General features: G+C 36.3%; 26 protein-coding genes and 1 riboswitch. Of the genes, 16 read left to right on the top strand and 10 right to left on the bottom strand.

Annotated features, from left to right (window positions below):
* Positions 1-30 precede the first annotated feature (30 nt).
* A complete protein-coding gene (locus K5Q13_RS06195) occupies positions 31-1,215 on the top strand; it encodes an MFS transporter (protein WP_220740846.1) in 1,185 nt (394 codons plus the stop codon).
* 22 nt (positions 1,216-1,237) lie between these two features.
* Here the strand turns inward: K5Q13_RS06195 and K5Q13_RS06200 are convergent, their stop codons facing one another.
* On the bottom strand, positions 1,238-2,164 hold the full coding sequence (locus tag K5Q13_RS06200; protein ID WP_220740847.1) for a LysR family transcriptional regulator: 927 nt from the start codon (positions 2,162-2,164) through the stop codon (positions 1,238-1,240).
* A 341-nt stretch (positions 2,165-2,505) separates the two neighbouring features.
* Between K5Q13_RS06200 and K5Q13_RS06205 the strand changes: the two genes are divergently transcribed.
* The 5 genes from K5Q13_RS06205 (at position 2,506) to K5Q13_RS06225 (ending at position 6,615) form a co-directional block, all read left to right on the top strand.
* Entirely contained in the window at positions 2,506-3,576 is a 1,071-nt protein-coding gene (locus tag K5Q13_RS06205; protein ID WP_220740848.1) for a zinc-dependent alcohol dehydrogenase, read from the top strand.
* Between the two features lie 59 nt (positions 3,577-3,635).
* Positions 3,636-5,066 (top strand): MFS transporter, encoded by a 1,431-nt coding sequence (locus K5Q13_RS06210; protein ID WP_220740849.1) that lies wholly within the window; start codon positions 3,636-3,638, stop codon positions 5,064-5,066.
* Positions 5,067-5,086: 20 nt separating this feature from the next.
* Entirely contained in the window at positions 5,087-5,854 is a 768-nt protein-coding gene (locus K5Q13_RS06215) for a LamB/YcsF family protein (protein WP_220740850.1), read from the top strand.
* 410 nt (positions 5,855-6,264) lie between these two features.
* Complete coding sequence (locus K5Q13_RS06220) at positions 6,265-6,444, top strand: hypothetical protein (RefSeq protein WP_220740851.1); 180 nt, start codon at positions 6,265-6,267, stop codon at positions 6,442-6,444.
* Positions 6,445-6,447: 3 nt separating this feature from the next.
* Complete coding sequence (locus K5Q13_RS06225; RefSeq protein WP_220740852.1) at positions 6,448-6,615, top strand: SoxR reducing system RseC family protein; 168 nt, start codon at positions 6,448-6,450, stop codon at positions 6,613-6,615.
* Positions 6,616-6,745: 130 nt separating this feature from the next.
* Here the strand turns inward: K5Q13_RS06225 and K5Q13_RS06230 are convergent, their stop codons facing one another.
* Positions 6,746-7,291: an LOG family protein gene (locus K5Q13_RS06230; protein ID WP_220740853.1), complete on the bottom strand. Its 546-nt coding sequence runs from the start codon at positions 7,289-7,291 to the stop codon at positions 6,746-6,748.
* Between the two features lie 137 nt (positions 7,292-7,428).
* On the opposite strand from K5Q13_RS06230, the gene K5Q13_RS06235 reads away from it, so the two are divergent.
* From K5Q13_RS06235 to K5Q13_RS06250, 4 genes are all read left to right on the top strand, one after another.
* The gene (locus tag K5Q13_RS06235; RefSeq protein ID WP_220740854.1) at positions 7,429-7,641 is read left to right on the top strand and encodes a DNA-dependent RNA polymerase subunit epsilon; all 213 of its coding nucleotides are present in this window, start codon (positions 7,429-7,431) and stop codon (positions 7,639-7,641) included.
* 2 nt (positions 7,642-7,643) lie between these two features.
* On the top strand, positions 7,644-9,326 hold the full coding sequence (rnjA, locus tag K5Q13_RS06240; protein ID WP_220740855.1) for a ribonuclease J1: 1,683 nt from the start codon (positions 7,644-7,646) through the stop codon (positions 9,324-9,326).
* 218 nt (positions 9,327-9,544) lie between these two features.
* Positions 9,545-11,062: a phosphoenolpyruvate carboxylase gene (gene ppcA / locus K5Q13_RS06245; RefSeq protein WP_220740856.1), complete on the top strand. Its 1,518-nt coding sequence runs from the start codon at positions 9,545-9,547 to the stop codon at positions 11,060-11,062.
* A 69-nt stretch (positions 11,063-11,131) separates the two neighbouring features.
* Positions 11,132-12,061: a diacylglycerol/lipid kinase family protein gene (locus K5Q13_RS06250; protein ID WP_220740857.1), complete on the top strand. Its 930-nt coding sequence runs from the start codon at positions 11,132-11,134 to the stop codon at positions 12,059-12,061.
* A gap of 61 nt (positions 12,062-12,122) precedes the next feature.
* On the opposite strand, the gene K5Q13_RS06255 is transcribed toward K5Q13_RS06250, so the two are convergent.
* A complete protein-coding gene (locus tag K5Q13_RS06255; RefSeq protein ID WP_220740858.1) occupies positions 12,123-13,061 on the bottom strand; it encodes an ADP-ribosylglycohydrolase family protein in 939 nt (312 codons plus the stop codon).
* Positions 13,062-13,093: 32 nt separating this feature from the next.
* Positions 13,094-14,251 (bottom strand): methionine adenosyltransferase, encoded by a 1,158-nt coding sequence (metK, locus tag K5Q13_RS06260; protein ID WP_220740859.1) that lies wholly within the window; start codon positions 14,249-14,251, stop codon positions 13,094-13,096.
* A 94-nt stretch (positions 14,252-14,345) separates the two neighbouring features.
* A riboswitch (SAM riboswitch) is annotated at positions 14,346-14,448 on the bottom strand.
* 134 nt (positions 14,449-14,582) lie between these two features.
* Between metK and K5Q13_RS06265 the strand changes: the two genes are divergently transcribed.
* On the top strand, positions 14,583-15,404 hold the full coding sequence (locus tag K5Q13_RS06265) for an RNA-binding protein (protein WP_220740860.1): 822 nt from the start codon (positions 14,583-14,585) through the stop codon (positions 15,402-15,404).
* A 30-nt stretch (positions 15,405-15,434) separates the two neighbouring features.
* Here the strand turns inward: K5Q13_RS06265 and K5Q13_RS06270 are convergent, their stop codons facing one another.
* Genes K5Q13_RS06270 through K5Q13_RS06285 form a run of 4 tightly spaced genes read right to left on the bottom strand, consistent with a single transcriptional unit; the run spans position 15,435 to position 18,387 of the window.
* Positions 15,435-16,034 carry a DUF1054 family protein gene (locus K5Q13_RS06270; RefSeq protein WP_220740861.1) on the bottom strand — a complete coding sequence of 200 codons (600 nt, stop codon included), beginning with the start codon at positions 16,032-16,034 and terminating at the stop codon, positions 15,435-15,437.
* Positions 16,035-16,072: 38 nt separating this feature from the next.
* On the bottom strand, positions 16,073-16,912 hold the full coding sequence (locus K5Q13_RS06275) for a YihY/virulence factor BrkB family protein (RefSeq protein WP_220740862.1): 840 nt from the start codon (positions 16,910-16,912) through the stop codon (positions 16,073-16,075).
* A 47-nt stretch (positions 16,913-16,959) separates the two neighbouring features.
* A complete protein-coding gene (locus K5Q13_RS06280; protein WP_220740863.1) occupies positions 16,960-17,664 on the bottom strand; it encodes a VIT1/CCC1 transporter family protein in 705 nt (234 codons plus the stop codon).
* 48 nt (positions 17,665-17,712) lie between these two features.
* Positions 17,713-18,387 carry a VIT1/CCC1 transporter family protein gene (locus K5Q13_RS06285; RefSeq protein ID WP_220740864.1) on the bottom strand — a complete coding sequence of 225 codons (675 nt, stop codon included), beginning with the start codon at positions 18,385-18,387 and terminating at the stop codon, positions 17,713-17,715.
* 119 nt (positions 18,388-18,506) lie between these two features.
* Here K5Q13_RS06285 and K5Q13_RS06290 point away from each other — a divergent pair, with 119 nt between their 5' ends.
* Positions 18,507-18,914 carry a Fur family transcriptional regulator gene (locus K5Q13_RS06290; protein ID WP_220740865.1) on the top strand — a complete coding sequence of 136 codons (408 nt, stop codon included), beginning with the start codon at positions 18,507-18,509 and terminating at the stop codon, positions 18,912-18,914.
* 77 nt (positions 18,915-18,991) lie between these two features.
* Here K5Q13_RS06290 and K5Q13_RS06295 read toward each other — a convergent pair whose 3' ends face one another.
* Entirely contained in the window at positions 18,992-19,435 is a 444-nt protein-coding gene (locus tag K5Q13_RS06295) for a chemotaxis protein (RefSeq protein WP_220740866.1), read from the bottom strand.
* Between the two features lie 8 nt (positions 19,436-19,443).
* Positions 19,444-22,107: a cation-translocating P-type ATPase gene (locus tag K5Q13_RS06300; RefSeq protein WP_220740867.1), complete on the bottom strand. Its 2,664-nt coding sequence runs from the start codon at positions 22,105-22,107 to the stop codon at positions 19,444-19,446.
* Positions 22,108-22,561: 454 nt separating this feature from the next.
* On the opposite strand from K5Q13_RS06300, the gene K5Q13_RS06305 reads away from it, so the two are divergent.
* The 4 genes from K5Q13_RS06305 to K5Q13_RS06320 all read left to right on the top strand — a co-directional run bounded on the left by K5Q13_RS06305 (position 22,562) and on the right by K5Q13_RS06320 (position 26,895).
* Entirely contained in the window at positions 22,562-23,230 is a 669-nt protein-coding gene (locus K5Q13_RS06305; protein WP_220740868.1) for a YoaK family protein, read from the top strand.
* A 442-nt stretch (positions 23,231-23,672) separates the two neighbouring features.
* Positions 23,673-24,524: a MetQ/NlpA family ABC transporter substrate-binding protein gene (locus K5Q13_RS06310; protein ID WP_220740869.1), complete on the top strand. Its 852-nt coding sequence runs from the start codon at positions 23,673-23,675 to the stop codon at positions 24,522-24,524.
* 110 nt (positions 24,525-24,634) lie between these two features.
* Entirely contained in the window at positions 24,635-25,480 is an 846-nt protein-coding gene (locus tag K5Q13_RS06315; protein WP_220740870.1) for a MetQ/NlpA family ABC transporter substrate-binding protein, read from the top strand.
* Positions 25,481-25,563: 83 nt separating this feature from the next.
* Positions 25,564-26,895 (top strand): M20/M25/M40 family metallo-hydrolase, encoded by a 1,332-nt coding sequence (locus tag K5Q13_RS06320; RefSeq protein WP_220740871.1) that lies wholly within the window; start codon positions 25,564-25,566, stop codon positions 26,893-26,895.
* The last annotated feature ends 28 nt before the right edge of the window (positions 26,896-26,923 follow it).

The following is a 26,923-nucleotide window of genomic DNA, read 5'->3' on the forward strand; positions in this document are numbered from 1 at the left end:
AATTTAGCTCTTTTTCAGAGGGGTTATTTTGTGATAAATAATAAGAAAAAACAAATATATTTCGTAGTTTTACTTGCCTTGTTGTTTCAAACTGCATATCAAGGCAATATTATGTTAACAACACTTTATGCTGTTCATTTACATGCACATTCTGCATTTTTGGGTGTTATCGTGGCACTAAGTGCACTGTTTCCAATGTTTTTAGCCATATATTCTGGCAAAGCAACTGATAGAGTGGGTTTTAAACTACCTTTAGCACTTGGCATGATTGGCTGTGGTACAGCTCTTCTACTACCCTTTATCGTTCACAATCAACTTTGGATACTATTAGTATCCCAATCACTTTTTGGTTTGTTTCAAATTTTTACTATTGTCACAATTCAAAACTTAGTCGGCGCACTAAGTGATACAAAAAACTACTCTAAAAATTATGCTATTTTATCGCAAGGTACTTCTATTGGTGAATTACTTGGAAATGTTTTAACTGGCTTCGCTATTGATCATATAGGTTATGGTTTCACGTACGTTCTTTTAGCTACTTTAGCCGTTATATCTGGATTAGCATTTTTATTTAACTTCGTCAAAGTACCAAAATATAAGAAGAAAAAACAAGTTCAATCTGATAAGTTTATTGATTTATTAGCTTCAAGAAATTTACGTAAAACATTTATTACGTCAGGAATCATATTAACTGGTGTATTCTTATTTTCGTTTTATTTTCCAGTATATGGTCGTAGTATTCATCTTTCAACATCATTAATTGGATTAGTTTTAGGTGCCAATACAGCAGCCTATTTCATTATTCGTTTAGTGATGCCACGTTTGAATGCCGCATTTAGTGATATGCATTTACTAGGTATATGTTTGCTACTTTCTTCGATTGGATTTATTTTAATACCACTTATTACTAATTTTTATTTCTTAGTAAGTTTGTCATTTGTTATGGGCCTTGGTCTTGGTTGTTGTCAACCACTCTCAATGTCAATGGCCTATCTTTTCTCCCCTAAAAACAGAACCGGGGAAGTTCTTGGTATCCGCTTAGCTGTCAACAAGTTTGCTCAAGTGATTGTCCCAATTATTTCTGGTCCATTAGGTGGCACATTGGGAACTTTACCAGTTTTTTGGACAAACGCAGCACTATTTATATATGGTGGTGTATCAATGTTTACACCTGAATTGACTGACAAAAACAAAAAACCAAACCAAACATCTTAATAGTAAAAACATAAGTAAATTGCTAATTAGCCGTTCGATTGGTAAATAATTCATATATTTCTGAATTAACCTGTTCTCGACGAAGAAAGTCAACACAAGCGTCAAAAATTTGTAATCCTTCAGCAGCAGAACTTGTTGGATCTTTCTTTCTAATTTGATAAGTAATGCGATTTGGTGGCATATTTTGCAGATAATAAATATGACACTGACTCGTTTCTTTCAGGTGGTTAGCAATTGAAAATGGCACAATAGCCCATTTCTTGTCATCATCTAAAAAAGTATTTAATAGGTTTGCCGTGTCAATTTGAATTGTTGGATACGGACGATTTTCGATCCAACGATCATACCATGATTGAAAAAAAACATTAAAACCAAAGAAAACTTGTTCTGTTGTATCTAATTCAGCATCAACAAGTTTATTATTTTCTTCTTTCAGTACACCCTTGCAAACAACAACCATTTTTTCTCCAGAAAATTTATTATTAATCATCCCCTGGTCAGGTTGTTCAAAATGGCCAATAGCAATATCAATTTTCCGACTATTCAAGGCATTATAAAGATCTGTAGATTGACCAGTAATGATATGCATATCAATCGTTTCTTTAAACTGCTTAATCATAGAATAGATTGGCGGCAAAATATAGGACTGAGCTGAATCAATAGCCCCAATTGATAATGTTATTTTTTGTTGTTTGTATTTAATTGCCCTCGTTTCATGAACTAAATCTACCCAATGACGCGCAATATTTAAAAACTTTTGCCCATCGGGTGTTAAATTTAAGGTTCTAAATCCCCTACCTCGTTCAATCAAATCCATACCAACATCCTTTTCAAGTTTCGCAATATGATAACTTAATGTTGACTGGGAAATAAACAACGTATCGGCTGCCTCTGTTAATGTACCAGCATTAACTACTGCTAAAAATATCTCAATATCTACTGAATTCATGAATTCCTCTTTCTCTTTTATGAAAACTACATATTGGAAAATTAGTCATCATTCACATTTTTTGTGCATACATCATAAAAAAGAACCACAATTTGTATACTTAGAACTATTTTACACAATAAAATAAGAAATATATTGCAATTTGTTAATTAATCTGACATTTAAATAAAAATCTATTTTGTTGATATTTATTATCAGTTCATTGAATTTTATTTTTTAAATAATAAGATGTAGTGTATTTCATAAGAAAGTTTGTCTATTAATAAGCAAATCATTATAAAACAGCGTGCTTTTTATAATGATTAACAAATTTTCATGAAAACTATGGAGGATATGTCATCATGAATGCTTTAACACGGTATGGTATTGAAATTGGCGGATTTAAATTTGAAAGGGGTCTACCAGAACCTGAAATCACTGAAAATGATATTTTAATCGAAATAAAAGCAGCTGGTATATGTGGTGCTGACTTCAAACATTTTGGCATTGAAAATGGCGCAACCGATAACAAACGTATTGCTGGACATGAGTTTGCTGGTGTTATCGTCAAGGCAGGAAAAAACATCACCGACTGGCATGTTGGCCAACGTGTTGTTTCAGAAAACACAGCTTACGCTTGTGGAAAATGTCACGCCTGTGAAATTGGAAATTTTCTAGTTTGCCCATATAAACGTTCATTTGGTTTAAGTCCACATACTGATGGTGGTTTTACCAAATATGTCAAAGTACCTGGTTACATTCTGAATCTTTACAAAAACTGTTTGTTTGAAATTCCAGACAATGTTTCATTTGAAGAAGCCTCAATGTTAGATCCCATCGGAAACGCCTACATGGCAGTAGCTCAACGTTCAAATTTATTACCTGGAGATAATATTGTTGTATTCGGGGCTGGTACTTTAGGCCTAGGTTGTGTGCAAATGGCAAAAATTATGGGCGCCGCAGAAATTATTGTTATTGCCTCTAGTGCCAACGAAGCTGTTCGATTCCCCGTGGCCAAAAAATTTGGTGCCACACACTGTATTTCTTACGATAAAGAAAATGTCGAAGACAAAATTATTGAACTCGTTGGCGAAAATAATATCCCCATTGTTTTTGATTGTGCCGGATCCCCTTCAGTTCTAAACCAATCACTTAATATTTTACGAACAAATGGACAAATTATTCGTGTTGGTATGAGTTTCTTACCGTTAAATTTTTCAATCAATGATTTATCTATGAAAGCCATTGATTTAGTTGGTCACATGGCATACAACACCGTTTCATTGAAACATGTATTGACCCTGCTAGAACGAAAAATGTTTGATGCAAAATCTATGATTACACATACTTTACCTTTATCAGAATGGCAAGAAGGCTTTGAACTCATGAAAAGCCGACAAGGTATCAAAGTAATTTTGAAGTATGACGAATAACAAATATCAACGTTCAGACCTCAAAACAAATCACATTGTACATGCAAGAGGAGATTTCAATGGTTATTAAAAATTACGAAATAGGTGCTCGCCTTGACAGACTACCAGTATCAAAATGGCATCGTAAATTACTATGGCTAATCGGATTAGGATTAATCATAGATGGTTTTGACAACTATATTGGTGGCGTAGTTCTCGCCCAATTAACCAAAATTGGTTGGTCAAATGATTATTATAATGCTGCCTTTTCATCCGCAACATTAGCTGGTTTATTTATAGGTAGTTTATTAGCAGGGTTTTTAGGTGACAAATTCGGTCGTAAAACAACTTATCAAATTAACTTATTAATCTTTGGAATTGGATCAATCATTGCTGCTTTCTCTGTAAACATGACAATGTTAATTGTTATGCGTGCCATTATTGGTATCGGTTTAGGCGCTGAAATTGTTGTCGGATTTTCAACTTTTACTGAATTTTTGCCATCAAAAACACGCGGAAAATGGGTTAGTACGCTATCGTTAATTGGAAATAGTGCGCCACCAGTAGCTACTCTGATTGGTTTCATTGTTATTCCAGCATTGGGACCAACATATGGATGGCGGGCAATGTTTTTAATCGCTGGTATTGCAGCTTTTGCTGTCTGGTTCCTGCGAAAGGCTATGCCTGAATCCCCTCGTTGGCTAGCAACTAAAGGTCGAACTGATGAAGCAAATAGAATTGTCACCGACGTAGAGCACGAAATTGAAACTGAAATGAAAGTACCACTACCAACTGTTAATGATGTTTATCATGAAGAAGAAGAGCAAGTTAAAATTCCATTTTCAACCTTATTCAAAAAGCCTTTATTACTTCGCACCATTGTTGGTATTTCCGTTTTAATTGGTATGAATATTTCGCTTTATACGATTACAACTTGGATCCCTACTCTTTTTGTTAAACGTGGTATTTCCGTGACAACTTCAATCTTTATGACAACATTGATTTTGTTCGGCGCACCCGTTGGTGTTTTTATCGCCACAAAAATCATTGATAAATTTCCAAGAAAATGGTTTGGGACAGTTATGCTTGTTTTGATAGCCATATTTTCCGTCATCTATGCAATGCAAAATAACGCAATTGCCATCGTTATTGTCGGATTTTCCTTGATTTCATTCCTGTACATTTATGTCTGTTTTGCCAGTGCTGTCTACGTCCCAGAATTATGGCCAACAGAGATTCGTTTACGTGGTGCCGGCTTTTGTACAGCTATTGGTAGAGGTTTTGCAATATTTACACCATATGGTGTGGCATTCTTATTATCAAAATATGGCGAAATATCTGTTTTCCTAACAATTGCTATCATTATGCTAGTTGTTGCCATTATATTAGCATCTATTGGTATTGAAACACGTAATAAATCTGCTGAAGAAATAGCCTATGATGCATTATCTAAAAAAGATGTCGCAGAAATATTTGCTAATAAAATAGACGCTGATATTCCAGAAATTTAAAAAATAATTGGAGCATATATATGATAAAAAGTTTAGATATTGTATCAGATTTGGGCGAAGGCTTTGGTAGTTATCAAATTGCAGATGATGATAGTCTTTTGCAAATTGTTTCTTCAGCAAACATTGCTTGTGGCTTTCATGCAGGAGATCCGCGAACAATGGCTAGCACTGTTCAAAAATGCATCGCTAACAACGTTGCTATTGGTGCACACCCTAGTTTTCCAGATCGCGTTGGTTTTGGTCGTCGTGGTATGGATTTATCAGCGTTAGAAGTTGAAACAGATATGTTGTATCAAATTGGTGCTTTAAATGGCTTTGCTCAGGCATTCGGTACGAAATTACAACATGTCACACCACATGGCAAATTAGGCAACTATGTTGTAGAAGATTCAAAATATGCTAATGCCGTTGCAGAAGCAATTGCAAAATTTGATGACTCATTAATAATTGTTACCTTACCAGGAGAACTCGCAGAAGCAGCCAAGAAAAAAGGACTACGTATCGCTTATACCATTTTTGCCGATCGTGCCTACAACACCGATGGATCATTAGTTAGTAGAAATCAACCAGGTGCTGTGTTACATGATATTGACCTCATTACAAGTCGCGTACTTCGTATGGTTAATGAAGGCAAAGTGACGTCTATAACAGGTCAAGATATTACTGTCAAAGGTAGTTCCCTCCTGCTACATGGTGACACAGCCGGTTCAGTACAAATGGCCACAAAAATACGTGATTCACTAATTGCTAATGGTATCATCATTAAAAGTTTAAATGCAACTAAATAACGTTCAAAAAAACAAGGTAATAATTAAGAAGATACATACTAGGTACACTTTTTGACCACAAATGTTACAAGGTGTACTTAGTATTTTCATTATAAAATTGAATTCTAAACGTAAAGCCCCTAGACCAACCAAAGTTAAGGTGGCTTTTTGTTTAACCATGTTTTTAGTCTTGTTGATTTCTTTGAGTAGCTTAACTATTTTGATAATCAAAGTAACCAAAAAATGTAATCAAATACATTTACTGTGGTCCAGAAGGCCATATTGGTGTTATAATACAGCAATTCCCTATAAAATTTCCGTACTCTAAATTAACCTATTATGGTTACATTTTATTTTTAACTTTACAAATTATTTAGTGTGTAGTAGACTTATAAACATCATTTTTCATTTCATGACTCACGAGGCAAATAATGAATAACATACTTATTGGGGAAATAAATATGATTACTAATAAAGAACAAACAAACGATAAAATATTTGACATAGCATTAGGCCTATTACTTATTAGTTCAATGCTTTTAGAGGGGAGTTTATCAACTATAGGAATGACCGTTGCAGTGCTGCTTGCTATTTACAGTGTGGAGAATTAAACTATGAAAAAGTGGTTATACAGATACAATCCATTGCTAATGTTTATTTTAGGTGCCTTATTGCTGACTGATGCACTAATTAATAATAATGTGGTCAATATGATATCACCAATTATACTCATGATTTTAGCTATATATATTGTGATCATTAGAAAAATACGCAATAAGTAGCCCTAATCATTCATACAGGCGTTTATTAAATCCAATAATCATCCTCCCTTTTCATAAAGATTGCACAAAAAAGCCCTACAATTAAGTAAGGGCTTTTTTTAGTTACCAAAATAGGCATAAATTCTCAATCTCAAAAATTCTCTAGATAATCAAATATATCGTCAATTTCATCAAAAATTTGAATACATTTCATATCATGTTCGCTAACAAAACCATCTTTATAAATTTCATTCAGCCATACCCAGAATGTATCATAAAAACCGTTGACATTAAATAATGCCAAGGGCTTATCATGTAAATTAATTTTTGACCAACTAATAACTTGAGCAATTTCTTCCAACGTACCAAAACCACCTGGTAATACAATAAAAGCATCTGAATAATCCATTAATAGTTGTTTGCGCTCTGTCATTGTATCTACTTCTATTAACTGTGTGATTTCATCAGGTTCAACAGCCTCTTCAGCAAGGTTACGTGGTGAAATGCCCAAAACTTGACCACCTGCATTAATAGCACTACGCGCTGTAACACCCATTAAACCATCTTTACCCGCACCAAAAACTAACTTACTTTGATTCTGCGCAATTCTTTGACCAAGTGCCTTTGCTGCATCTACATAGTGTGGATCATTGCCTGCTTGAGATCCCATAAAAACGCCAATTGATGATATTTTCATATTATTTTCCTCAATATTAATCTATCAATTCTTACTTTATTAATCAAGCAAGTGGTTGAAATATCAGTTTATGTGGTAAACTAGAAAATAAGGTTTTGTTCGTGACAAATTACTACACTATTTTAATGGAGGCATTTATGATTTATAAAGTTTATTACCAAGAACACCCAGAACGTAATCCTAAGCGTGAAACAACAGTTTCACTTTACTTGACGGCAGATAGCCTGCCCCAAGCACGGGAAATTATTGAAGAAAACACAGCTTACAATGTGGAAGCTATCGAAGAACTATCCGACAAGGCCTTAACTTATGAAAAGGCTAATCCGAGCTTCGAGATTACAACATTTTAACTATGACATATTCTGTAGATATCAAACCTAATGAAGTCGCAGTATATGCGCTAGGCGGACTAGGAGAAATCGGTAAGAACACATACGGTATTGAGTACCAAAATGAAATTATCGTTGTTGACGCGGGTATTAAGTTCCCGGAAGACGACTTACTCGGTATTGATTATGTTATTCCTGACTATACTTATTTAGTTGACAACATCGATCGCGTAAAGGCACTGGTTATTACTCACGGACACGAAGACCACATCGGTGCTATCTCTTATTTTTTACAATCAGTTAATGTGCCAGTTTACGCTGGTCCACTGGCTATGGCTTTAATCAAGAATAAACTTGAAGAAAAGCAAATGTTAAACCGTGTTGAATTACACGAAATCACTGATGGATCAATACTTGAATTTGACAAGTTAAGTGTTGAATTTTTCCGTACAACTCATTCAATTCCCGATGTATTTGGTGTTGCTATACACACACCCGTTGGTACAATTGTTGAAACTGGTGATTTCAAGTTCGACCTGACACCAACAACTAAGCAGCCACCTAACCTATGGTCAATGGCACGTATAGGTGAAAATGGTGTCTTACTTATGATGAGTGATTCAACCAATGCTGAACGTCCTGAATGGACTAAGTCAGAAGCGTGGGTTGCTAAGTCTGTCGAACGTATTTTTGACAAAATCGAGCATGGTCGTATTATTTTTGCTACATTTGCTTCTAATATGAATCGTGTACGTATGGCAACAGATGCAGCCATCGCACATGGTCGAAAAATTGCTGTCTTTGGTCGTTCAATGGAATCAGCTGTAACCAACGGTCGTGCACTTGGTTACTTAAATATTCCAGATGACATGCTTGTTGAACAATCAGAAATCAAACATATTCCAGACGATGAACTACTGATCCTTTCAACAGGTTCTCAAGGTGAACCAATGGCGGCTTTAGCTCGTATAGCTGCAGGAACACACAAACAAATTCGTTTGAAGCCAAAAGATAATGTTATTTTCTCGTCTTCACCTATTCCCGGAAACACAGCATCTGTTAATCAAGTGATTAACAAATTAGAAGAAGGCGGCGCCAATGTTATTTATGGTAAAGTCAATAACATTCATACATCTGGGCATGGTGGTCAAGAAGAAGAAAAACTCATGATTGCTTTGATGAAACCTAAGTTTTTCATGCCTGTCCATGGTGAGTATCGTATGTTGAAAGTACATGCATCGTTGGCACACGAATTAGATGTTCCCAAAGATCATACATTTATCTTAGAAAATGGTGACGTCTTAGCATTAGATGGTGAAAGCGCACGTGTCGCTGGTCATTTCCCTGGTGATGATACTTATGTTGATGGTTCAGGTATTGGTGATATTGGATCGGTTGTTTTACATGACCGCAGAAAGTTATCGCAAGATGGCTTGGTTGTTGTTACTGCAACAATTGATATAAAGAAAAAAGAAATTTTATCTGGCCCAGATATTTTGTCACGTGGATTCGTTTACATGCGTGAATCTGGTGAATTAATTAATGAAGGTCGACGTATTATTTTTGGAACAATGCGTCGTGTTATGAATAATGCTAATGTCAGTGAAGCAGACATCCGACAAGCTGTAATTGATGATTTATCACGATTTTTGTTTAAAGAAACTGCTCGCAAGCCAATGGTTCTACCAATGTTAATTATGGTCTAACAATATACTACTAAAGTCACATTTATATCGGGTAGCCCCTTTGTATATGCGACTTTTTTTATGCTCTGCTTCCAATTCTGACTGATACTTAATCCATATAGTAAATTCCGAACAATTACTCATATTTTTTATGACTTTTAATATAAAACTTGATATTAATATTTTTAAACTGCTATCAATATGCTAGAATGGTATAAGTACAAAACAAAGGAGCTATCATGACACAACGAAAATTCCCTACTATTATGGGTACACAACATCCCGACAATGCTAACGCACCTTTCTGGGACGCTTCACAACAACCATTCATCAGTGCTTACCGCGAAATGAATGAAGCATTTGAAAATTTTAGTGAATTAGAAGTTGACGAGTATATGTGGGACTGGGAAGGTAAACATGCCGATGCAGCTGTCATTGATCGCCTATTTAGCACAGAATATGACTATTTTAAAGACCATCAGATTGGTCGAGATAAGTTTTTAACATTCCGTTTCCCAAATATTTGGGAGGAAAAAGGTTATAGCTTAATGCAAGCCATGACAGCCATTTTAAGCTCTGAAGATTTTGCCCACGATCTTGGTTTTGATCAACGCCCTTTGTTTGAGGCTATTCTACCAATGGCCCAACGCGCAGATCAATTGATTGAAATGCAAACTTTATTTGAAAAATTGGCTAATTTCAAATCAGTAGAATTCACAAAAACTGATAAAAACACACCTTATATTGAAATGATTCCATTGTTTGAAGATTTCAATACACAACTTCATGCACCTGAAATTCTAAAAGAATATCTAAATCTTCATGAAAAGCACTTTGGATTCCGTCCAAAGTACCTCCGCGTATTCTTAGCCGGTTCTGATTCAGCTTTAACAGCTGGCTTCATGAGTTCGATAACTGGTAATAAACTAGCCATTGCACGCCTACACGAATTTGCAAAAGAAGAAAATATTGAAGTGTATCCAATTTCTGGTACTGGCTCTGCTATTTTCCGTGGCGGATTATCACCACTCAGAATTGATCGTTATGTCAAGGAATTTCCAGGTGTGCGGACTGCTACTGTCCAATCAGCTTTCCGCTATGATTTTCCGCTTGAAAACGTACAATCTGCCATTAAAGAATTAAAAGAAGAATTACCAACTGCAACACCACTTCAAATCTCTGCCGATGATCAAAAAATATTAGCAGAAGTGGCTGAAGAATCTGCTAGATTTTATGCAGATACGCTTGACCAACTCATTCCGGATATGCAACCAATATTTAAAGCATTTCCTAAACGACGAGATCGACGTCAACACGTTGGTGTTCTAGGCTACTCACGTTCCGTTGACGGCATTGAATTACCACGTGCTATTAACTTTACAGGATCATTTTATTCTATCGGTATCCCACCAGAATTTATTGGTTTCGGCCGTGCGTTGGCTAACTTGAATGCTGATCATCTTTCTATTTTTGTGCGGAATTACCCTAGCATGAAAAAAGATTTCCGCGAGTTAGCTGGCTATATTAATCTTGATGCACTGCAAATATTAAAAACACAAAACCCAGCATGGGGTGAAGTAGAACAAGATATTATGACGCTCAAAGAAATTTTCAATCTTGAAATTGGACCTCAAAATAGAGAAGAACAACAACATGCTGAAATTGCATTACAAGTCGTTCAAATTAAAGAAGGTGCACCAGTCGCACTGACTGCCTTAATCAACCGTATGGCACAGCTCAGACACTTCTTAGGATAATTTCCATAGCCCAAGTGGGCTTTTTTTGTTACAATAAGTTTAGTTTATTGTCGAAAGAAATTATTAATCATGCCTAATTTTTATGTCATTCATAATCCTCGCGCTGGCCGAGGTGCACACAAAAGCATTATCACCACTATTAAAAAAATGCCAAACATAATGGCCTGGTATGAATCTAATTACGCTGGTCACGCGATATACCTAGCTAAAAATTTAGCAAGACATGTTGATGCCTCAACTTCAGTTATCCTAGTTTTGGGAGGTGATGGTACATTAAACGAAGTATTAAATGGTTTACTTCAAATTAAACATGAACCAAAAATACCTATCGCTTATATACCAACAGGTTCTGGCAATGATTTTGCCCGTGGTAATCATCTTGGTACAGCAAAACAAGCACTAGAACATCTACAACGTGTTACTCAGAGTCAGATGCTTAACATTGGTGAAATTCATGGTGATGCACCCCATCATACGACGAAATACTTTGTTAATAGTATTGGTATTGGACTTGATGCTGCTGTTGTTGCTCATGCAAATGAGACAGCTTGGAAAAAACGATTCAACAAAATAGGACTTGGATCACTCAGTTATTTAATTGCTGTTTTAACCATTTTTTTCAAACAAAATGCTTTTCAAATGACTATTACCAATGGAAAAAACTATATTCAAATTCCTAATGCATTTCTTGTCACCTTGACAAATCAACCTTATTTTGGCGGTGGCATTGCTATTTTGCCAAATGCGAATTTTCATAAGCATGAACTTGACCTTATAATCAGTGAAAAAACATCTTTTTTTAGATTTTTAATGATGTTTGCCGCCTTAAAGAAAGACGGTAGCCACTTGAAGTTTAAATCTATACATAAGATTCCACTCGTTCGCGGCGCACAAATACATGTGCGTGACTTTCAACCGGGACAAATTGATGGTGAAAATCTTGGTTCAGGCACATATGCCTTTAAAATTGACTATCTAAACTATCCTTTTTGGCTATAATAGTGAAAATAAAAAGTGAACGTCCGTAACTGAATAAATCCAGTTACGGACGTTCACTTTTTTAGTTAAAACGACCTAATCGTTCTGCCTGATGTGTTACACTGACAATTAACTTGCCAGATGTTAATTGTTTGCTAGCTTGTAATATTAAATCGTCTTTATAAAACACGGCTGCAATAGCACTAACTGCTGTTGGTATAATACTACTTGCATGTCCATGCAGAAAAGCATTTTGCATAGCTTCAACATAACTGTTGCTGTTAAGTAATGACCATATAATAGCTTCTAGGGCACTAGCACTGCGGCCGTCAAGGTTAATATGACTGATTGGAATGTTAGCAAAGTCTGGTAAATTTAATTCTTCAAACGCCACTAATTCTGATTCAAACACTTTATGTCGTGAATAGTATTCAAATCCAAACGCTAAGCCATTTTCCACAGCGTCACGCATGAGATGGCCCTCTAATATTTGGCTCATAATGAGACTTAACATGCCCACACTAACTAGTGCGCCTTCATCATTGTGCGTTAGTCCAGCAATACGATGTAGTGTCAACATAGCTGCCTCATCATTGATAAATGATATACCATACTCATGATGTAAGTACAGAGCTACTGGCAACATTCTAACCAAAATATTTTCACTATCAGCTACATCTTCTAAGATACCTGAAGCTAAAGTGTCTCTATTTTTAGCATAGTTATCAATTGCTTTTTTAGTAATGCTGTCAATTCGTTGCCGTGTATTTTCTGGTGCGAAGTGCCGCCTTCTATACCAATTTTGAAGATGATTCATAACATCTGTCAGCTGATATCCTCGTGATAAGCTGGCAATGGTTGTGAGAGATTGACTTGTTTGCGCACCCCAATTTAACTCACCACTAAAATCTACAGGATTATTTAACAAATCTTCTTGCTGACTATTAGACAACTGTGTCATACTTTCACCAAGTGCCATGCCAAACATTAAAAGTTGTATTGTTGATTGCTTTTTTGCCATATCTTATTTTAACATATATGACATTCTTTAAATTATAGCAATGCTTTAATTTCGCTAACTTTATCTAATGCTTCCCAAGGTAAATCAACATCTGTACGACCAAAGTGACCAAAAGCAGCAGTTTGTTTATAAATCGGACGACGCAAATTCAAGTGATTGATAATTGCCAATGGTCGGAAATCAAAGAGTTGTGAAGTAATTTCTCGAATTTTTTCTTCATCAATTTTTGCTGTACCAAACGTTTCAATGTTAAGTGAAACAGGTTGAGCAACGCCAATAGCGTACGCAGCTTGTAATTCCAATTTATCAGCAACACCAGCTGCAACCAAGTTTTTAGCAACATATCTCGCAAAATAAGCAGCTGAGCGATCAACCTTCGTTGCATCCTTACCAGAAAAGGCACCACCACCATGATGTGCAGCACCACCGTAAGTATCAACAATAATCTTACGACCCGTAAGTCCTGAATCAGCTTGTGGTCCTCCTAATACAAAACGACCAGAAGGGTTGATATAATAAACTGTTTCGTCATCAACCAAGTCCTGTGGTAATACTTCATCAATCACCAATTTACGCACATCATCACGTAATTGGTCGAGTGAAACTGTTTCGTCATGTTGTGTTGATAAGACAACTGCAGCAATACGTGTCACTTTGTTATTGTCATCTAGTTCAACACTCACTTCTGCTTTTGCATCAGGACGCAAATAAGACAAAGTTCCTGCTTCACGAACGTCACGAATTTTACGCATTAAGCGATGTGATAACGCCAACGTCAAGGGTAAATAACTGTCTGTTTCATTTGTTGCATAACCAAAGACCATTCCCTGATCTCCAGCACCCAATTGTTCTGGATCATCATCAGCATTGTCAACTGCTTTTGAAATTTCATCTGATTGTTCAACAATTTTGTTTGAAACGTTAACAGAATCAGCTGTAAAACCAAGATCTGCTTTGTCGTAGCCAATCTCACGAATGGTGTCAGTAGCAATTTGTCGAATATTAACATATGCTGATGTCGACAACTCACCAAAGATGGACACATCACCAGTTGATGTTGTCACCTCAATTGCTGAACGTGCATATGGATCTTGAGTAAGTACGGCATCCAAAATAGCGTCAGCGATTTGATCTGCTATTTTGTCTGGGTGCCCTGCGGAAACTGATTCTGATGTAAAGTATTTTGTCATGTTACACATGACCTCCTTAAAAATTCAAAATAAAAAGCTACTGGTCGCAAATTAAAAGCGCACACCAACGATTAGTCGGTACGCGCTAACGTGACGACTATCTGTACAGATGGACCACCGTGCTGAAACATGTTGCCATGTTCCACCGGTTGGTGTAGGGTCATTGTGCTGTATCACTCGCCTACTCTTGATAGCTGTTTTAAATTGTAACTTAAGAATAGCAGAGGTTTTCCTAAATTGCAAATTTAATTATTATCATTAAATATATCCACAACTAACATCTGCTAATAAATAACACGCAACAGCATAAAATTAAGGTACAATACTAATTATGGATTATAATTACCAACAACAATCAAATCGACTGCCCGATGGTCGTCAAATTCCTAGGCGTATCACAACAAATCCGCAAGAACGACGTAGTTATGAAAATTTCACGCCCGCAGGACTTTTCGACTGGCGACGCTGGGTGCCACTAATAGTTATCGTTACCAGTTTAAATATTGTTTGGTGGCGACAACCACTTTTACATACCAAATCATTGACTGGTGCTGCCATCACATGGCAAATTATGCCATTATTTGGCTATACACTTGCAATCGCAATTGCAATGACACTGCTGATGACTCAAAATTTCCGTAGTATTCTAAGCTATTTATTCTTAGGTTTCAGCATTTTATTCACGTTTAGTGCACTCATTCAAACACGACACGAAATTTTTATTCTCCTTCTACTCCTAAGTAGTTTTTTCGTTGCTATCCAACAAAACTGGCTTGGCTTACAAAATTGGCTTGGTCTTGTTTTATTGAGTGTTCTGGCAACTTTTACTGTCCCTGTTAGTATTTTCTATGTCACAAATGATTTCGTCACACAACGTTTTATCTGGCAACTTTTCCCTATGTTATTTGGTTTTGGTTTTTACTTTACGCCAATCTTGATGCCAAATCCTGATGGTCGCAAACTCAGTATTTTAACACTCGGATTATTTTGGGTAACTGTTTTCAGCCAAAGCATAGGCATTAGTACATTATTTATCATTATTTTTAGTTTATTTGCTTTTATTTTACAATTTGTCAAAGCAAAAATTGGTAATTGGCAACATATGGGATATATTCTCATGTTGGCTTTGTCAATGTTATTAATTTACCATTAAAAAAGTTCACCTCGGCCCTGAGGTGAACTTTTATTTTATTATTTCATAAATTGGCAATAAATTTTCTATGACTTCTGTGATAGCTAATAAATCTTTCCCAGACTCAAATCTGCTATCGCCACGTGAGAGTTTCATACCAATTAATATTTCGCTATGCTTTATTTCTGAAAACCGTGTAATAGCTTCTCTATAGGCAGTCACTGATAGTTGGTGAGATACATTAACCATATGATCTAGGCTTATCACAAAGTCACTTGGTAATTCAGACACAGCTGTTTGGGCTGTCAGGAGTTTTTCAACAGCTTCTACTGTATGTTTAGGTTTCATATTTTCCTCTACGGCTAGGTAGATGTATACATGATCTGACCAGATACCCAATTCAAAATGTGGCATCATCTTGTAGCCACGCTTATTTGGTGAAAAAGCGACCCAAGTATTATCTGGCGCATTAGTTGTACGACGTAAATGTTTCGCAACATGTGCATACCATGTTTGACCCGAAGCATTTAATATTGGCAATATTGCTTTTGCTGCTAGTTCAAATTTTAAATCAATAACCGTCTTAATGAGTTGCATCCGACTCTCTAATGAGTCGACATTAAATATGTTAAAATCACTATCTTCAAACATTTATTAAAATCCTTGTCTATATTCTATATGAATGACACTTACTCAGCCTTCAAAACAGTTAACCATTGAATCAAAATATACCCCGTAACTAAAATAGTCGCAATAAGATTTAACCAAATTAACAGGACAATTATCGAGCTCATTGATTGATAAAAGCTATACTGTTTTACAGCAAAATTAGTATACAAAGTAAACCCACTGTTTAATAAATTCAAAGCACCGACTTCTACCAGGCTTCCTACGGTTACAAATAATATTGGTGCTCGACCTTCTTTTGTTGGTAATAGATAATTCAACATGATCAATGCTAACCACATACCAAGCCAAATGAACCACCGCGTTTGGTGCTGTAAAAATGAAGTCCATTGACCATCAGGAAGTTGTTGTAGCACAATTGTCAAAATATTATTACCAACCATTAAAGCACCAAAAGCAGCAATAATAATTAATAACCAGACAAATGACCAAAATCGCGTCAATAGATTGCTAATACGGTCCTCTACGTTAGCTATTCGGTTAAATGACATCCGAAACACCGCAATCACTCTGGAAACCGTCCATAAAGTAAATAGGACAGAAAAGGAAAGTAAGGATGTACTTTTGGATGATAAGACAGAACGCAAAATTGGGGTCACTATTTCCTCTATATTTTGCGGTAACGTGTTATGTATCACGGCAATCAAACTTGCTTGACTCACATTAGTTATCGATATAATGCTAGCAATCGCAATTAGCACTGGAAAAACAGTTAATAATGCATAATAAGCGAAAGTTGGTCCAACATAGCCAACTTGTGCACGTGAAAACAATGCCATCAATGTCGATAATTTGAATTTTTTATCAAGTGTATGCCAATATTGTTTAATTTGATTTAACATACCTCTATTATGCCAAATTTTCGCAACAAGTGTACTAAAGATTTATTTTAGAATAGTTTTCCAATGCCGTAATGTATTGCAATAGTTAGCAACCCAATAATCACATTACGAATCATCGCGCGCTTTACTAAGCCGTTTGACATTTTTGCACTTAATAATCCAGTTAATCCAACAGCAACTACTGTGGCCAGGATGGTTGCAGCAAATTGATATCGTACAGGAGATAAAATTAGTGCTGCTAGAGGAAATACACCACCAATTGCTGCACTAAACAACGATGCCCACGCAGCTGACCAAGGATTCATGTAATGTCCTAAAGTGATATCATATTTAATGCTCAGCATTGTTTCAAGTGGTTTTTTACTTAATAGTTCGTCAGCAATTTCCTTAGCAGTTAAACTTGTTACGCCACGGTCAACATAAAATGCTTCAACAACTTGATGTTGCCCTGAAAAATCTGTTTTTAATAACTCCCGTTCCTCTTCTACAACAACTTTTTCACTATCAGATTGTGAACTAACTGATGCATATTCTCCTGAAGCCATTGACAGCGCACATGCCATCAAGTCAGCTAAACCAGCAATGAAAATAGCAAAATTATTTGTCGTTGCTGCTGCGACCGAAAACAAAACACCAACAACAGTCAATATACCATCATTGGAACCTAAAACCCCTGCACGAATGGCATTTAATTTTTCATCCATTGTTGCTTGTTCTTTTTTTACATGTGCTTTTTTTAATTTTATATCCATTTTTAATTTGCGTTTATAATACATCAAGTATCATAAACATACCCCCTTTTATCTAAATAACGATCCAATTGCATATGTGGCAATCATAGTAAAAATTCCTGCAACAACATTTCTTAATGCTACACGTTTTTTATTTGATCCATTGAGAATGGCAGATGCATATCCTGTTAACGCCAGTGCAATAATAACCGAGATAAATGTCGCAATTTCACGCATATCTTTAGGTGCAGTTGAAATAGCTAACATTGGTAAAATTGAACCAATCGGAAAACTAATAAGCGAAGCTAACGCTGCCCCACCAGCACTTAACTCGTGATTTAAAGAAAAACCATATCTTTCACGAACAGTAGTTGTCAAAGCATCTTTACTCATCATCTCTTTTGTTGCTTGTTGTGCTAGATGTGGTGAAATGCCATCTGCAACATACTTATCTTCAACATATGAAAATTCTTCATCATAATTGGTCGCTAGTGCATTTGTTTGAATTTGTCTTACTTTTTCTTGTGCATCGTGTTGTGAACTAACTGAAACATATTCTCCCATAGCCATAGACACAGTACCAGCAAGCATCCCCGCAAATCCTGCCAATAGTATCGTACCAGTGTCACTAGTTGCCCCAGCTACACCTAAAATAATACCCGACACCGATAAAATACCATCATTTGCACCCATAACTGCTGCTCTAATTAAGTTATTACGCTGCATTAAACTTTGTTTATCCATTGTTTCCCTCTTTTAGAATTATTCTAATTTAGTTATACCAAAATTTAGATTAAAAATCAAGTTAATTAGAAACATTCTATATTACGTGGTATAATATTTATAACTTCAGGAGGTTATATATGATCAACCAGACATTACGTGACATGTTGCAAAGTCACGGCTTAAAGGCGACCTTTCAACGATTAACAATTTTAGAATATCTAATGACCCATGAAACACATCCCACTGCAGAAATGATTCATGATAATCTTCCAAGTATCAGTCTAGCCACCATATATAATACGCTAGACAAATTGGTCGATGTTGGTATTGTCATTGTTATCGACACCCTAAAAGATGACAAACGACACTATGATTATTATGGTGAACCACATTATCATATTATTAACAGCAACACGAGTGAAATAATTGATGCAGATAATTTTGATGTGACACAACTCTTTGAAGCAGCACGTCAAGCTAGTGGTCTTAACATTACAGGTTTCCACATTGAAGTTTATGGTGTGGGTCCCAATCAAGCAAAATAATAACAAAAAAAGTGTTAACAGAATATTCATTCTGTTAACACTTTTTATTATCATGACATCCTTAAAGCTAATTAATCTTACATACTTGAGTTCATAATTTTAGACACTGCAATTTGAATTTTTTCAAGATAAATTGCTTGGTCACTTTCTGACTTTTCATAGCTAGCTTCATCAATACTTTGATTTTCAACTATCACAGCATTTGCCATTAATTCCGTTGCATCAGCATATTGAGAATACGCTGACGACAATGATTTATGCATGCCTAACATACGAATAGGAGCAGACGCATCTTTAAGTTGTTGTGCATTATTTTTATAATTTTCTACTGTATCTTCAAATTCTGCTTTAATTTCAGCAAGTTCCGCAGTTGGTATTTCAGAAACCTTACCTGCTTGTTTTGCATCGTCTAATTTTGTGAAGAATGGCGTCACACGTTCAGCCGTTTCTTCTGTATTTGATAGAACATTTTGCAATGTTTGTATATAAATTTGTGCTTGCTTTGGATTAAATTTTGCCAATGTTCTCGTTATCCTTTTTTGAAAATTCTACGTTGTATCAATTTCACAATTTCCACAATGATTATAATGCTGATTCCTGCAACCAATACAATAAACCACTGGTAACTATCTAAATGAGAAACATGGAATACAGGATTAAGTGCTGGAATGACAACTACAGCTGCCATAACCAATAATGAACCTAGCAAAGCCCAGTTAAACATTTTGTTTTGGAAGGCTTGAGGTCCAAGCATCGAACCATAAACTGACTTCACGTTAATCGCATTAAACATCTGCATCAAACCAAGCGTCATAAATGACATTGTTAATGCATCACGATGTGCTTCAGCCTCAGCAATATGAACTGGATAAGCCAATGCAAAGCCGTAAACTGATAAGACAATCACAGCTTGCAAAACACCTTGCCAAATAACTGCTGCACCAACACCACCTGATAAGAAGCTTGCGCTACGTCCTCTAGGTTGACGTGTCATAACATCTTTTTGTGCTGGTTCAATACCCAATGCAATCGCAGGTAATGTATCTGTTACTAAATTAATCCACAAAATCATGATAGGTGCCAAGATATTCCAGCCTAACAACGTCATAACAAAAATCGAAATAACCTCAGCTAAGTTAGAAGCTAACAAATATTGCAAAGCTTTTTGTATATTGGCAAAGACTTTACGTCCCTCTTCAACAGCATGAACAATTGTAGCAAAGTTGTCATCTGCCAACACCATATCTGAAGCACCTTTAGATACTTCAGTACCAGTAATTCCCATGGCAATACCAATATCAGCTGTTTTCAGAGCTGGTGCATCATTGACACCATCCCCTGTCATGGCAACAACTTTACCCTTCTTTTGCCAAGCCTGCACAATTTTAACTTTGTGTTCAGGTGCAACACGTGCATAAACACTATACTTGTGTACGTTTTCAGCAAATTCTGCTTCAGTCATACTATCTAAATCAGAACCTGAAATAACAGCCGTATCTTTGTCTTTTTCATCCAATATTCCTAGACGAATAGCAATCGCTGCAGCGGTATCACGATGATCACCTGTGATCATCATAGAACGAATACCTGCTATTTTAGCTTCGGCAACGGCTTGCGCAACTTCAGGTCGTTCTGGATCAATCAATCCAGTAAATCCGGTAAACACCAAATCGTTTTCAACTTTTTCAGACACCATATCTTCTGGTATTGTCTCTGATAATTTGTAAGCAAATCCTAACACACGCAATGCTTGTGTCGCCAATTCAGAGTTGATGGACAATAACTTGGCACGTATATCCTCAGATAATACAATTACCTCACCATTCATCTCAATTTTAGTTGCACGCTTTAACAATTCATCTGGTGCACCCTTAACTGTAATAATATAACCGTTTTCCAAAGGATGAACAGTTGACATCAACTTACGTTCAGAATCAAAAGGTATTTCAGCTAAACGTGGCTTTTCGCTAAATAATTTATCAATATCACGTTGATGATTATCATTAAACGCGATTAAAGCAGTTTCTGTTGGATCTCCAATATAACCATCTTCAGTACGTTTTGTATCATTGTTTAATGCTAACAAATCAGCTAATCGACTATATGTCCCTGTCAAAGGTGCTGTTGTTGCAGCATCAGATATTTCAGCATTAACAACAATCTTTTCAACTGTCATTTTATTCTGAGTTAACGTCCCTGTTTTATCAGAACCAATAATATCAGTTGATCCTAATGTCTCCACTGCTGGCAACTTACGAATCAAAGCATTTCTAGCTGCCATGCGTGTTGTACCAAGTGCCAAAGTAATTGTCACAATAGCAGGCAAACCTTCAGGAATAGCCGCTACTGCCAATGAAATTGATGTCAACAACATGTCAACAATTGTTTCTTTACCACGTAATAGGCCGACAACAAATGTAATTGCAGCAATTACTAATATAAGATAAGTTAGAATACGGCCTAATTTAACAAGATTTTCTTGCAAGGGCGTTTTGGTTTCATCTGCAGACTCAAGCATTCCCGCAATATGACCAATTTCAGTGTTCATTCCTGTTGCTACGACAACACCAACACCTCGACCATACGTCACATTGGTGTTCATAAATCCTAGATTTTTACGATCTCCTAATGGTAGGTCACTGTCATCTAAAGTCAATGCAACTTTATCAACAGCGATTGACTCACCAGTTAACGAGGCCTCTTCTATTTGCAACGAAGCAGATTCAATAATACGAATATCAGCAGGTACAATATCACCCGCCTCAAGTCTTACAATATCTCCTGCAACTAATTCTGTCGACTTAACAGATATTTCCTTGCCGTCGCGGATAGCGTTGGCATTTGGCGTGGACATTTCTTTTAAAGCATTAATCGCATCTTCCGCTTTTGCCTCCTGAAATACACCAAAAACAGCGTTAATAATCACAATTGCTAATATGAAGATAGCATCAACTAATTCACCAGTAAATGCGGCTACAACTGCGGCTACCAATAGTATAGCAATCATAAAGTCTTTAAATTGATTAATGAACTTTTGAAAAAGTGTTGTCGACTTTGCTTCCTTTAATTGATTAGGACCATCAACCTCTAAACGCTTTGCTACTTCAGACTGAGTTAATCCAGTCTCCCCACTTGTTCGCAAATCTGCCAACACTTTTGTGACATCTTGATTGTATAATGGCTGTTCTGCCATGCTCTTCCTCCTACGCCTAATGCGTCTATATTCCTGTGGGTTAACTTCAAATAAAAAAACTCGTGCAAATGTAACTGAACGAACCCGCGTCAGCCATTTACATGAGTCTCACCATTTAAGATAGTACCGGAACAAATTGTTCGATATAAGCAAAGACTTTTGTTTTGCTCGCTTTGACGGTATTATCGCGGAAAATCCGCCAGTTACTCCCTCAGGAATTATTATATGTTAATTGTACCAAAGCACGTAGCTTGGTGCAAGGTCGATTCATTAATAAATTCCTAAATAGGCGTATATTCACATCGTAGTTAAAATAAAAAATCCATCAAAATATCAGCTTTATTTTTTGATATAGCGTAAAATAAAAAAATAGAATTTTTTGAAAGGAACAACAAGGTTAAACATCATGATTCCTAGTGAATTAATTATTAACCTTGTCACTATAATATTGACCATGTCAGAAACCCTCACCCACCCGATTCACGAGCGTCTACCAATTGCTCTTTTATTAGCAACGCATTCTGGATTTATTGATGCATACACTTTTCAATATCACGCTGAACGTTTCGCTAGTTTACAAACTGGTAATATTATTCAAGCAGGTATTGCTTTAGCTAAAGGACATTTTAATGATGCTTTAAGTTTCATCATGCCTATTTTATTTTTCTTACTCGGTGCAGCTTTTAATAGTATGCTCAAACACACATTCAAAGTAGGTAAGTTATCGATACAGCAACACAGTCTATTAGTTGAGACAATCGGTATTGCAACACTCGTTGTTTTCCGTACACATATTTCTGGTACTGTTTTTATTACATTGCTATCTTTTTTCTTAGCCATTCAACTTGACGCTTTTCCAAAAGTTCAAGGACTACCATTTACTAGTGTGATGTCAACTGGTAATTTACGAAATGTCGGTGTTAATTTAATGCAATATTTTTATACGAGAGAACATTCTGCAATCAGAAATGCTGGACTTTTTTCACTAATTATTTTGGCCTTTTTATTCGGTGCATTTCTGTCAACTCTGATTTCAAATTGGTTAAATTACATCACACTGCTCGGCTCCATACCTATCTTGTTGACAATTTTCATATTACTTTTTGATTATTCAAGAAAGTAGTTGACAAAAATTATTCAAGCAGGTAATATAAAGTTTAACGATTTTAGAAATAAACAAGTTGAACAGAAAAGTAACAGTTAAGCAAAGCTAAGAAAACTAATGGTTGATGCAAATTAGTGTGCGTGCGATTGTGAAAATGACCTGTGATTGGTGTTGACGAATTGGTTTACCATTTAGTTGACAACGGTTTGACCCACGTTATTGGGTACACCATTCGGCTAGGGCCATTTCCCGATGCTCGATGGTTAGTGAGCAAGTTATTAGCAATAATAACTGACAACTCAGAATGGTAACGCGCTATTTTTAGTCGCTTCTGTATTTAAGTGTACAGAAGTGGCTTTTTTTCTTTATCTAAAAATCACTTACCTCTATACTGATCAACTATTTTTTCTAAAATCAACGACACACGCATTCGTACAAAACAACTTGGGAGAATATATTCATGAGTAAAGTAACAAACTGGGTTATCGCTGGCGCCGCAGTGGTTGTCATTGGTGGTATTGCCTACGCTAGTTTTGGTCATAAGTCATCAGCAAAGTCTGAAGACAAGGTTGTTAAAGTTGGTATCATCGCCGGCTCAAAGCAAGATACACAAATTTGGGATACTGTTTCCAAAACAGCAAAAGACAAGTACGGTATTACGTTGAAGTTCAAGCAATTCTCGGACTACAATCAACCTAACAAAGCGCTTGCTGATGGTGATATCGACGTCAACGCTTTCCAACATTATGCTTTCCTTGACGCCTCTAATAAATCAACTGGTAACAAAATTGTATCAATTGGCGATACTGTCATTTCACCTATTCGTTTATACTCGAATACGTATAAGAAAGTTTCAGAATTTAAAACTGGTGACACAATTGCCGTACCAAATGATGCATCAAACGAAAGCCGTGCACTCTACGTTTTGAAGTCAGCTGGTTTGATTGACCTTAAGGCTGGTCTTAAAACTGCAACTGTGAAAGATATTACCAAAAATCCAAAATCATTAAAGATTAAGGAATTAGCCGCCGATCAAACTGCCCGTGCTCTATCTGACGTACAAGGTGCTGTGGTCAACGGTACTTATGCTGATACAGCTGGCCTTGATTACAAGAAAGCCATTTTCGTAGAACCCATCAACAAGGATTCACACCAATGGGTCAACTTCATTGCTGCCAATGAAAAAGACAAAAATAAGCAAGTATTAAAAGATGTCGTTAAAGCTTATCAAACACAAGCAACTAAGGACACCATCAAAAAAGTTTATGATGGCGTTGAATTACCAGCTTGGGGAAAAGATTTCACAAAGTAACCTACTATCAGTAGACATTAGTTTGCTGATATCAAGATTGGCATCCAATTATCAATCTTGATATGGGCGGATTAATTGTCACCCATTGACATTAAAAAGGAGATTGTATTATGAGTAAAAAAACAAATTGGATTATCGGTGGCGTTGCTGTCGTTGTCATTGCTGCTGGAGCTTATTTTGGATTTAGCGGCCACGGAAATAAAGCAGAAAGCAAGACAGTCACAATTGGTGTCATGGCAGGTGACAAGAATGAAGACGAAATATGGAAATCAGTGATTAAAACTGCCAAAGATAAGTATGGTATTACATTAAAAACGAAAAAGTTTACAGATTATTTGCAGCCAAACAAGGCATTGACATCTGGTGATATTGATTTAAATGCCTTCCAAAACTATCCCTATTTAGCTAACTGGAATAGTCAATATAAGACAGATATCGTTTCTATTGGTGACACATGGACAACACCACTTCGTATTTACTCTAACAAGTATAAGAATGTTTCAGAAATTAAAGATGGCGACCAAATCACGATTCCAAATGATACAACAAACGAAAATCGTGGTTTACATCTTTTAGCTGAAGCAGGATTATTGAAGATTAAAAATACCAATAAAGCTACGCCAAAAGATATTACATCTAATCCTAAAAACTTGAAAGTTACACCAGTTGATGCATCACAAACAGCATCATCATTGAAAGACCCTAAAATTGGTGCCTCTGTTATCAACACTAACTTTGCCAAGTCAGCCAAAATAGACATCAATTCAGCTATTTATATTGAAAGTTTGAACAAGGATTCTGAACAATACTTCAACTTTATCGCAGCAAACAAAAAAGACAAAGACAAGAAAATTTACAAAGATGTTGTGAAGTCATTGCAAACAAACAAGACTAAAGAACTAGTTAAGAAGTTCTATGGCACAGCAGAAATAACTGTCTGGGACTACAAAAAATAATTAAGTTGTTTTGATCCTCTTGGTAATCAAAACTCATCTGCAATTTTTTTGCAGGTACATAAATTTTACAGGAGACCACATAGATGTCCATTCGCTCACAATATATATCATTACTTGAACAACTAGTTGCAATACCAAGTGTCTCCGCAAAAAAAGAAAATTTGCCTGAAGCAGCCCAAATTATCGCCGATGCCTTTCAAAGACTCGGTGCACAAGTGACTTATGACGATACCTACTTTGCACCATTTATTCTAGCCCAATTTACCAGTCAAGTTCCAAATGCAAAAACGCTTGTCATTTATAATCATTATGATGTCCAACCAGCTGAGCCGTTAAGTGCATGGCAGTCTGATCCTTGGACATTAACAGCAAGAGATGGTAAATTATATGGCCGAGGTGTAGACGACGATAAGGGTAATCTTACAGCACGTCTTTCAGCAGTAGCTGAATACTTACTAGAAAATAATAATCAATTGCCGATTAACATCACCTTTATTGTTGAAGGTTCAGAAGAAACTGCGTCACGTCACTTAAAAGATTACCTTGATAAATACAAAGATCATATTAGTGCCGATCTTGTCATTTGGGAGTCTGGTGGTAAAAATGATCAAGAAAACATTGAAATATTTGGTGGCAATAAAGGTATCGTAACTTTTGACCTCTCGGTCACAACTGCTGCAAGTGATTTACATTCATCACTTGCAGCAGTTGTAGACTCTGCCGCAATGCGCTTATCACGTGCCATCGCATCACTATTTGACGAAAACGGCAATATTGCCATTCCGCATTTCTATGATGAAGTGTTGCCACCCAATGAACGAGAAAAAGAACTCATTCAAAAGTTACCACTTACACGTGAAACATTGATCGCTCAACATGGCTTAAAAGCGCCTTTATATTCAGATCTAAGTCATAGTGATCTGAAAGAGACGCTATATTTCCAGCCAACTATTAACATTGAGGGCATTATATCGGGTTATAATGGTGTTGGCGTTAAAACTATTTTACCTGCGCAAGCTACCGCCAAGTTAGAATCACGACTCGTACCAAATATGTCTCCTGATCTAACACTAAAGCGTATATCAGATCACCTCCAAGCAAAAGGATTATCAGATGTTGTCGTAACTAAGACACTAGGTCAACCGGGCTATCGCAGTGATATGTCAGATCCAGAAATTTTACGTGTTATCGACGTTGCTGCTGATTATTATCATGTCACACCTGTCGTTATTCCAACGTCTCCTGGAACTGGTCCAATGGCTATTATCCACGAGGCTTTACATGCACCAATTGCAAGCCTTGGTATTGGTTATGCACACACCTTAGACCATGCACCAAACGAAAACGTACGCCTCTCTGACTATGATCAACATATTGATGTGATCAAGTCACTTATTCATAATTATCGTGTATAATTCTATATCAATACACGTTTTATAAAAG

This window comes from Leuconostoc miyukkimchii (genome assembly GCF_019656055.1).
GTDB lineage: Bacteria > Bacillota > Bacilli > Lactobacillales > Lactobacillaceae > Leuconostoc > Leuconostoc miyukkimchii.

Coding starts and splice junctions, on each gene's coding strand:
- K5Q13_RS06275 (WP_220740862.1), bottom strand. CDS start 16,912: ATGTTAAATCAAATTAAACAATATTGGCATACACTTGATAAAAAATTC.
- K5Q13_RS06205 (WP_220740848.1), top strand. CDS start 2,506: ATGAATGCTTTAACACGGTATGGTATTGAAATTGGCGGATTTAAATTT.
- K5Q13_RS06255 (WP_220740858.1), bottom strand. CDS start 13,061: ATGGCAAAAAAGCAATCAACAATACAACTTTTAATGTTTGGCATGGCA.
- K5Q13_RS06320 (WP_220740871.1), top strand. CDS start 25,564: ATGTCCATTCGCTCACAATATATATCATTACTTGAACAACTAGTTGCA.
- K5Q13_RS06265 (WP_220740860.1), top strand. CDS start 14,583: ATGGATTATAATTACCAACAACAATCAAATCGACTGCCCGATGGTCGT.
- K5Q13_RS06290 (WP_220740865.1), top strand. CDS start 18,507: ATGATCAACCAGACATTACGTGACATGTTGCAAAGTCACGGCTTAAAG.
- K5Q13_RS06215 (WP_220740850.1), top strand. CDS start 5,087: ATGATAAAAAGTTTAGATATTGTATCAGATTTGGGCGAAGGCTTTGGT.
- ppcA (WP_220740856.1), top strand. CDS start 9,545: ATGACACAACGAAAATTCCCTACTATTATGGGTACACAACATCCCGAC.
- K5Q13_RS06305 (WP_220740868.1), top strand. CDS start 22,562: ATGTCAGAAACCCTCACCCACCCGATTCACGAGCGTCTACCAATTGCT.
- K5Q13_RS06200 (WP_220740847.1), bottom strand. CDS start 2,164: ATGAATTCAGTAGATATTGAGATATTTTTAGCAGTAGTTAATGCTGGT.
- K5Q13_RS06210 (WP_220740849.1), top strand. CDS start 3,636: ATGGTTATTAAAAATTACGAAATAGGTGCTCGCCTTGACAGACTACCA.
- K5Q13_RS06220 (WP_220740851.1), top strand. CDS start 6,265: ATGAATAACATACTTATTGGGGAAATAAATATGATTACTAATAAAGAA.
- K5Q13_RS06230 (WP_220740853.1), bottom strand. CDS start 7,291: ATGAAAATATCATCAATTGGCGTTTTTATGGGATCTCAAGCAGGCAAT.
- K5Q13_RS06250 (WP_220740857.1), top strand. CDS start 11,132: ATGCCTAATTTTTATGTCATTCATAATCCTCGCGCTGGCCGAGGTGCA.
- rnjA (WP_220740855.1), top strand. CDS start 7,644: ATGACATATTCTGTAGATATCAAACCTAATGAAGTCGCAGTATATGCG.
- K5Q13_RS06235 (WP_220740854.1), top strand. CDS start 7,429: ATGATTTATAAAGTTTATTACCAAGAACACCCAGAACGTAATCCTAAG.
- K5Q13_RS06310 (WP_220740869.1), top strand. CDS start 23,673: ATGAGTAAAGTAACAAACTGGGTTATCGCTGGCGCCGCAGTGGTTGTC.
- metK (WP_220740859.1), bottom strand. CDS start 14,251: ATGACAAAATACTTTACATCAGAATCAGTTTCCGCAGGGCACCCAGAC.
- K5Q13_RS06315 (WP_220740870.1), top strand. CDS start 24,635: ATGAGTAAAAAAACAAATTGGATTATCGGTGGCGTTGCTGTCGTTGTC.
- K5Q13_RS06270 (WP_220740861.1), bottom strand. CDS start 16,034: ATGTTTGAAGATAGTGATTTTAACATATTTAATGTCGACTCATTAGAG.
- K5Q13_RS06300 (WP_220740867.1), bottom strand. CDS start 22,107: ATGGCAGAACAGCCATTATACAATCAAGATGTCACAAAAGTGTTGGCA.
- K5Q13_RS06285 (WP_220740864.1), bottom strand. CDS start 18,387: ATGGATAAACAAAGTTTAATGCAGCGTAATAACTTAATTAGAGCAGCA.
- K5Q13_RS06225 (WP_220740852.1), top strand. CDS start 6,448: ATGAAAAAGTGGTTATACAGATACAATCCATTGCTAATGTTTATTTTA.
- K5Q13_RS06280 (WP_220740863.1), bottom strand. CDS start 17,664: ATGGATATAAAATTAAAAAAAGCACATGTAAAAAAAGAACAAGCAACA.